We start from the raw sequence: 8,418 nt of genomic DNA, 5'->3' as shown, positions 1-8,418 counted from the left end.
CTTTCCATTAATTCCACTTCCGAAGAAGTGCAAGGAAAGTTTTTGAAACTGTCGTGTACGGAATTGAGGTGACTTTCCATTAATTCCACTTCCGAAGAAGTGCAAGGGGGGAGAGATCATTTCTCTCTGGAACACCGGGGGGATCTTTCCATTAATTCCACTTCCGAAGAAGTGCAAGGCCTGTGTTACCGTTACCCTATGCTCGCAAATATGCGCTTTCCATTAATTCCACTTCCGAAGAAGTGCAAGGAGTTGAACTGAACATTCCGTTCAGTCAAGAAGCACCTTCTTTCCATTAATTCCACTTCCGAAGAAGTGCAAGGCCGAATGGGGTCCATGGCACGAAATGATGCGTGCCGCTCCTTTCCATTAATTCCACTTCCGAAGAAGTGCAAGGACCTCGGACTGCTAGGATTCGGGGCCTCGTCCCTCGAAGCCTTTCCATTAATTCCACTTCCGAAGAAGTGCAAGGCTTAACCCTTCTTCTGATAAAAAAGAAGAAAAAGAAGCTTTCCATTAATTCCACTTCCGAAGAAGTGCAAGGACAAATTGTGGTAAGCGTGGGCATATTCCCAGCACTTCTTTCCATTAATTCCACTTCCGAAGAAGTGCAAGGTAATAATCTTTGTGATCCCAGACCACGAAGAATACTTTCCATTAATTCCACTTCCGAAGAAGTGCAAGGGCTTACCTGTTGAAAGGCTTGTCCTGAGCTAATTCTACACCTATCAATCTGAGGGGGTCAAGTTTTTGTAGCAACATTTGCTTTATTTTCGCCTCAAATTACGCAAAATCGTTGTCTCAAATGCCCGGGTGGAGGGCTATCTGAGGGGGGTAACGGCAGAATAAGGGTTTCAGACCTACCCTACCCCCCTCAGATGCTTATCATTCAGATGCTAATGATAAGCTAAGATAATCATTTATCAACCCCTGGGATGGCACAGATGGGATGTCTCAGAAAGGACGGGACTGGGACTATCCCAGGGCTGTTTAATACTCGCCATCAAGTTGAGTCGCTTGTAGATATTTTAACATTCTTTTCCCCTTAGTTGAAGTAATTTGGTAATGAGATTTACTCCGTTTATTGCGAGAGGAGATGCAGATAAATCCTTCATCAATCAACCCGGCTAAATGATGATTGATTCGAGACAATTGCCCTCCTCTGGCACAACTGTCGGAGCAGAATTGGGCAGAAGTAATTCCCGGTTGTTGAGCAATTTTGAGAAACAGCAATTTTCGGGTCCCGGTCAGCAGTTTATTCTGCACTAGGAAACAATAGGTGGGATTACTGCTGTGGCTAGACTGAAGTTATGTTAGGGCGGGTTGAATTTGACGGATATTCTCGTGACCCAACTTCCGCCCTATCTGGAAAGAATGCTACAACTTCCACAACATCGGACGATACACCTCAACCTCCCCGATTAAACAGGCGATATATTCTCGCACCTGTAACTCAATGCACCGCTTTAAACTGACTTTGTAGTTCGTATGGGGATGAGTAATTTCCGACAGTAACTTATCCTCCCAATGCTTGAGGTATTTTTTCAAGGCATGAGGCTGTAAATAGACGCCATTGCGCTCATCTGGGTGGGTGAAATCATCGGGGGTCAAAATCTGAGAATTGACCAGATAAGCCACCAAGGAATCCACAATTTGGGCGCGGAATTCCTCCATCAAATCGGACACCAATGCTGGATGATTGTCCCGAGGAACGTGCAAAGAGCCGAAGTGGGGATGCAGTCCGGCTAAATTGACAAAGGAATGGACATTTTGACTAAGCAAGGTATAGCCTAAACTCATCATGCTATTCACCGGGTCCGTTGGGGGTCGTTTGGTGCGTTTCTCGAAGGCAAAGGGTCCAGAAAATAAGGAACCCAAGGCTTGAAAATAGGCCGATGCTGCTTTACCTTCATAGCCGCGCAAGGCATCCATCGATTCAGCTAAGGGCAATTTATCCCGGCAACTGATGAGCATTTCTAAGGCAATCAAGGCCGCATCGGTTTGACGACGCCGGTTCAGTTTGAGCAACAATGCCCGAGAATTGTGCAGTTTTGCGGAGACAATCGCCTCGGCTTGCCGTCGCGTAAATTCCGGGTCCAGGGACCGCTGCACTTGCTGAATCAAATACTCGACTTTGGCATGACTTTCCGAGTGCAACCGGCCAAAATATCGCCCTTTCTGCGACAAATACATCACCGGAATCCGCCGACGCAATGCTAAAGAAACCGCCCCATGAGACATATTGCAGCAGCCAAATAGCACAATATGGCTGACTCGGTTTGCCGGAACTTTCACGCGCAATTCATGATTAGAAAAGACTTGAAATTGCTGGTTTTTGACACTCAAATAAGCGCCTTGGTCGGTGATGTACAAAGTGGTCATCGCATCACTCCATAAATGTTCAGGATTGGCAATGGGAAAGTGAACGGGTTTGAGACTACAGGCAAGAGGAGGACGAGAAACCCGCACTCGTTGCCGTTGTTTTTGTTTGCGATAGGGAACTCCCGAGGCAGATAGCAGCCAATCCCCGCGAGGTTCGGGCGGGGGCGGTGCATAGACTTCCCCTTTGACAAACCGATAGCCCAAAAAGGTCAACTCTTCATCGGGACCATAAATGTGAGTTTTCTCCGGCTGCAAGGTGAGGTATAATTCGGACAACCAGCCTCGGACTTGCTCTAAGTGTTTCTGGGCTTGATTGGCATCATTTGTGGCAATTACAAAATCATCGCCATAACGCACGAGATTGAGTTCGGATGCCAAGCAGCGCCGGTCAAATTCGGTCAGGTACAAGTTAGCCAAAGCCCCGGAAAGAATGGCTCCTTGTAAGACGCCTTTGCCAAAGTTTTGATATTGTCCCCGAATCACAATCCCCGTAGTGATTTGCTGTTCGAGCAACTGTCTGACAATCGGGTCGAGTTGTAATTGCTCCAGTTGGGTCAGTAACAGCGCCCAACAAAGGTTGTCGAAAAATTGGGCAATATCCGCTTTCAGGACCCAAGCCGGTTGGAATTGGTAGTAAGAGTACAGATGATGAACGGCTTGCTGGATGCCTCGCCCCGGTCGATAAGCATAGCTACAATCGAGGAAGGTGTCTTCTAGGGGCCAGTAGAGTTCCTCCAGCAATAAGCGTTGAACTATGCGATCGCCCACGGTAGGAATTCCCACCAACCGTTTCCCCCCGGATGCCTTGGGTAAATAAAAGCCCAATGCGGGTTTAGCCAGATAGGTTTCCTGGGTGAGGTGATGCTGGAGTTGCTGTAGTTGCATCTGGAGATTGTCGGCAAACCAATCTACGGTGATGCCATCGACCCCCGCCATTCGCGAACCCCGGCGCACCTGTTGCCAAGCGGCCCTGAGTAAGGTCTCGGTAATGTCCATAAACTTATTGGAAATGGCTTACTGTTCCATCGTGGCAAGCCATTGTTTGCGTTCCTATATGCCTTTATCGACAAGATATATGACTTTTTGTATGACTTATTGTCGAGATGGGTGTTCGTAACGAAAGCTAAGGCCCTATCATGAATAACAGGTGGCTGAAGCCTCTACAGCAGGAGGCACAGCCCATGACAAATGATAAGGGGAAATGTCATGTTGGGACGGCGATCGCTGATTGCATCTGAAGAGGGAATCCAAAAGGCGGAACAGGCTTTGAGGCGGCATAACTTGACGAAGAGTGCCATCGCCAAGGAATTAGCGATCGCCTCTTGGACCACCGTGAGCAAATTCTTCAACAGCAAACCTGTCGATCGCCTGTTGTTCCAAGAAATCTGTAGAGCATTGGACCTGGATTGGCAGGAAATTGCCGGAGTTTCCCTAGAGCAACCCTCAGATTCCTCCTCTGAGAACGAGCCTGAACCCGCCGCTGTAGAACAGATTATCGAAGAAGCGTTTGCCCAGGCGACGCCCCCCACGGCACAATTGACAGCGGTTACCAGCAATGCCTCCCGAACCCGCAAAGCATTGGACCCTTATATTTTGCCGCCGATTCGCCGGGAAAGTTTTCTGGAGCGATGCCTGACTCAAATCTGTGGGGGAGTCGAAGGAAAGCAGCGGGTGGTCCCAATCTTGGGGGCAGCAGGTTATGGGAAAAGTACCCTCCTCGGCAGTCTCTATGATGCTTTGATTGCAGAAGGAATCGGCGGTTGGATTGCCTTGGTTCGCTGTGATGATTTGGTGGAACAGAGCGATCGCCTGACCGAGGAACTGGGGGCAAAAGTGAGTGATACTCGTCTGTCCATTATCGAAGCCGCTCAACAATTAACCGCTCACCACGGACGCGGCATTTTGTTGCTAGATACCTTAGATATTGTTCTGACTAAACCGCTAGTTCCCATCTTCCGGGGAATGTTAGCGCAACTGCTAGAGTGTGGCACAACGATTGCTTTTACCTGTCGCGATAACGATTATGCGGACTTCTTTGAACCCTATCACCAAAGTTTTGCCGGGTTCCGAGAAGCGGTCTATGATGGCTGCAAAATCACCCCATTTCAACCGGAAGAAGTCGCCGAAGCTGCTGGCCGTTTTGCCGCCCTCAAACCGGACTATCCCACCCTTGAGAGTCAAACTGCATTTGCCGAGCGCATTCTAGCTTTATCTGCCGATAGCGTCTCGTTGACAGAAATTGTTACTCATCCTCTACTTTTGGCCTTGTTGTGCGAGTTATTTGCCGAAGCGCAAGTCGTGCCAGAAGACTTAACTGTGAGCCAACTTTATGATATTTATTGGAACTGGAAAATATCTAAGGTCCGGCATCAGCATCAATCCCCGCGCATTGGCAAAACTCAGGAAAAACTCTGCTTATTTTTAGCTGAAACCTTGTACCAAAATTCTGGGGAACGGCTGCGAGATTTTCTCTATGAAAACCAGTTTGACCTCACTGGTTCCGCAGATTTCGAGGCTTATACAGCATTGCGAAGCGAGGGCGTCCTCAAAGAGTTTGGAAACAGTCGCATCGGATTTTTCCATCAAACTTTCCTAGAATATGCGATCGCCCGGTGGTTAAATGCTACGGCATCGGGGGAACTCACCCAAGCCCAAATCCGCCGTCAGTTGCAGTCCAACTCTCAGGCAACTCCCCATTATCTATGGCCGATTTTTCGTCAATATTTGACGTTAGTTACCTTAGCTGACTTTGAGCAGATTTGCCAAGAACTAGACTGGCAGCAACTCCTCCCCTTTCGGGTGATTGCCTTTGCCGCCGTCTCCCGAATCGAACCGGACGCTTCGGGCATCCTACGACCCATGCTAGAGATGGCCCTTGTCGGTGACTATGCTTTCCTGGAAACTTTACTTGTGGCGGTCAATTCTGCCCCCATCCGCCATCGGCAAAGGGGATGGGAAATCGTCTTGCGATCGCTGAGTGCAGTTCCCAAAGAACTGATTAACAAAACCTTGGAAATTGCCGCTGATTGGATTGTCCAGTCCGATGCCGAATTGCAGCGATTCCAAGATACCATTGCCGCCTTAAATGCTAGTGCTTTAGCCTCCACTCGCTTAGGTCATACTCTCTGGGGAAAACTCCTCGGAGATTATTATCGCAAAATTCGCGCCCAAGGCAAAGCCATCAACTTGCAAGTCCTAGGAATTCTCCAACAGCAGTATGCTTCCTTCGGCAGTAATGTCCGAGCCATTGTGATTGATTTGTACCTCAGTCCCGAAGTTCCCTGGGACGTGCAATGCAGTTTTTTGGAAGAAATTATTGAGATTCCCCCGGCCAATAATTCTTTTGTGGAACATCAGAATGCTGTGGCGTTAGTTTCCGCTGTTTTACCCAATTTACTGTCCACAGGAAAAAGCCGGTTCGGTCAATCTTGGCTGGAAGTTTTAGCGGTTCCCTTACAACCGGAATGGATGGCTGTCTGTGCAGCAGCCGTAGGTCGGCAAGCGGCTCAAGATGCGGAATTACTGGATGCAATCATCACTCTGTTGTTTGATGAATCTTCCTCGGCTCATTCAAAATCTGTGAATCGCAGCAGTGCGATCGCCTTGCAAGAAGCAATCCAATTTGGAGGGGCTGCAAGGGTAGCGGATGCATTAGTCAGCCGGGATATTTCTACTTTAGCGGATAATCGCATTTCCACCTTAGCCATGTTGCTGAGGGCCTTAGCCAAAGCGGGAGAAGAAATACCCGAACTAGAAGAATCCTGGGCAGTCAAATTAGCCGAATGGATTCACCCCCTCATCGAAACTTATCCCGTGGAACTAATTGGCGTGTTAGGAACTTTTGCCCTACAGTCGGCTCAAATTCAAACCCAACTCGCAGCGATTTTAAAGCAAGCTGTCCAGTCTCTTCCCCTCAAGCAAACCAATCTAATTCTCAAAAAGTTGAGCTACATCCCTCCGGAAATTGCCCCCTATCTCCAGGAAAATAGCCAGTCCAAAGAAGCCCGGACTGCGCTATTAAAACTGCATCGGCAACAAGCAGAATTGGGGTCAATAGAAGCCCTACAGGAAATAGTTAAATCTTGTGCCGATGTATCTGCCGATATCGCAAAAGAGGCATCCGGCATGGTGCTAGAGTTAGTCCAGAACCAGCAAGCAATCCCCCTAGAATCATTGTTGCCTTTATTAGTGGATTCTCGGGTGATTCGAGTCCGCCAAAATTGTATGCAAGCGATTTTAGAGCAAGTCAATACCCAGGCGATTCCTCCGGCACAAATTGTCCAAGTTTTCCAGGCAATTAGTCAAGAAACAACCCCGGAAGTCTTGCAACTGGCCTATAAACTGATGACCGCTGCAATCTGGAAACATCCCTCCGGCAATCAGCAATTAGAGTTGCCCATTGCTGAAGCGATATTTACTTTGACCCAAACGGTCATTGCTCATGCATCCCAGACGACTATTGATAGGATTGCCAATATTGCCATGATTGCCTTCAATCAGATGGTGAGGTTAGAAGATTCTCGCCTAATTCCTCAACTGATAGATTGTACTCGACTGCTCTTTCGGTCCGTGGATATTTCGGGTAAAATCGATAAGTTGGTTGTGACTTCTTTGCTCAATGACTTAGGCAAATTTGACTCGGAGTTGTTTTCCCGAATCATTCGCGAAGATTGGGTCAGGGATGATAAAATATTACCTGTGGCTAATCAACAAGCCTTCGTGGTGGCGATCGCCAACAATCAAGGTAAAATGTCACCGTTACTCGACCGCCTGCTAGAGGACCCACAGGTTGCCGATGAAACCAAAACTCGCATCCTTCGCGATCGGAACCTTTAATGCCATAAATATTAACTTAGCTTATCATAAACCTACAAATGATAAGCATCTGAGGGGGGTAGGCAACTGCTGGAACCCGCATTCTTTCGTTACCCCCCTCAGATAAGGCTCTAGGACCGGGTTTCAGGGGGCCATTTATTCCCACTTTGGACTCAAATCATTTAACTGTCGCTACAAAAACTTGACCCCCTCAGATTTAGGGGTGTACAATCATCTCAGAGTAAGCCTTTCAACAGGTAAGCCCTTGCACTTCTTTGGAAGTGGAACTAATGGAAACCCGCCGGAAGGTGGGAGAGAGGAAATGATCCGAAACCTTGCACTTCTTTGGAAGTGGAACTAATGGAAACTTCCGCAGGATAGCCAAAAACCTTCTACGTGCTGCCTTGCACTTCTTTGGAAGTGGAACTAATGGAAACTTTACCTCAACCGCAAAAAGTGAGGCGATTAGAAGCCTTGCACTTCTTTGGAAGTGGAACTAATGGAAACAACGCCATCATAACCTAACTCTTCGTACACAGCGTCCTTGCACTTCTTTGGAAGTGGAACTAATGGAAACCTTCCTGAAGTCCTTCAGAGGTCTCAACTGTAAAAGCCTTGCACTTCTTTGGAAGTGGAACTAATGGAAACCATCATCCATTGTTGACATAAGCAACTTATAGCATCCTTGCACTTCTTTGGAAGTGGAACTAATGGAAACTTTTTAAGTTCTCCATCTCCATTCGTATCTTCCCACCCTTGCACTTCTTTGGAAGTGGAACTAATGGAAACTTCAAAAACTTTAGCGTTGGTTTCTGCCAACTTGGCCTTGCACTTCTTTGGAAGTGGAACTAATGGAAACCATTATGAATAATCTGCCCAGCAATCAGCTTCATCCCGACCTTGCACTTCTTTGGAAGTGGAACTAATGGAAACTGCAGTGTTATTGGGTAAAACTATAGCACCATTTCCTTGCACTTCTTTGGAAGTGGAACTAATGGAAACACGGATGGTAGAATTACATCGTCGCCGACAACTTGTACCTTGCACTTCTTTGGAAGTGGAACTAATGGAAACGTTCCTGTGTTAGATAACACACCAGCACGAGTGCGGACCTCCTTGCACTTCTTTGGAAGTGGAACTAATGGAAACCTTCTGCAGGGCAGACTGTTCCGCATGGGAAGTTAACCTTGCACTTCTTTGGAAGTGGAACTAATGGAAACG

The 8,418-nt window shown here is 47.6% G+C and carries 3 protein-coding genes and 2 CRISPR repeat arrays; of the genes, 1 reads left to right on the top strand and 2 read right to left on the bottom strand.

Going from position 1 to position 8,418, the window contains the following annotated elements; translation table 11 throughout:
- A CRISPR array of direct repeats spans positions 1-685; the repeat unit is 35 nt; unit sequence CTTTCCATTAATTCCACTTCCGAAGAAGTGCAAGG.
- Between the two features lie 305 nt (positions 686-990).
- Both J0895_RS09475 and cas1 read right to left on the bottom strand, forming a co-directional pair.
- On the bottom strand, positions 991-1,266 hold the full coding sequence (locus J0895_RS09475; RefSeq protein ID WP_207087858.1) for a helix-turn-helix domain-containing protein: 276 nt from the start codon (positions 1,264-1,266) through the stop codon (positions 991-993).
- Positions 1,267-1,377: 111 nt separating this feature from the next.
- A complete protein-coding gene (gene cas1 / locus J0895_RS09470; protein ID WP_207087857.1) occupies positions 1,378-3,378 on the bottom strand; it encodes a CRISPR-associated endonuclease Cas1 in 2,001 nt (666 codons plus the stop codon).
- Between the two features lie 192 nt (positions 3,379-3,570).
- Here cas1 and J0895_RS09465 point away from each other — a divergent pair, with 192 nt between their 5' ends.
- Entirely contained in the window at positions 3,571-7,218 is a 3,648-nt protein-coding gene (locus J0895_RS09465; RefSeq protein WP_207087856.1) for an NACHT domain-containing protein, read from the top strand.
- A gap of 242 nt (positions 7,219-7,460) precedes the next feature.
- A CRISPR array of direct repeats spans positions 7,461-8,417; the repeat unit is 35 nt; unit sequence CCTTGCACTTCTTTGGAAGTGGAACTAATGGAAAC.
- Between the last annotated feature and the right edge of the window lies 1 nt (position 8,418).

Origin of the sequence: Phormidium pseudopriestleyi FRX01 (genome assembly GCF_017313335.1) — a bacterium.
GTDB classification, from domain to species: domain Bacteria; phylum Cyanobacteriota; class Cyanobacteriia; order Cyanobacteriales; family Laspinemataceae; genus Laspinema; species Laspinema pseudopriestleyi.
This window is presented reverse-complemented; position numbering and strand designations above follow the sequence as displayed.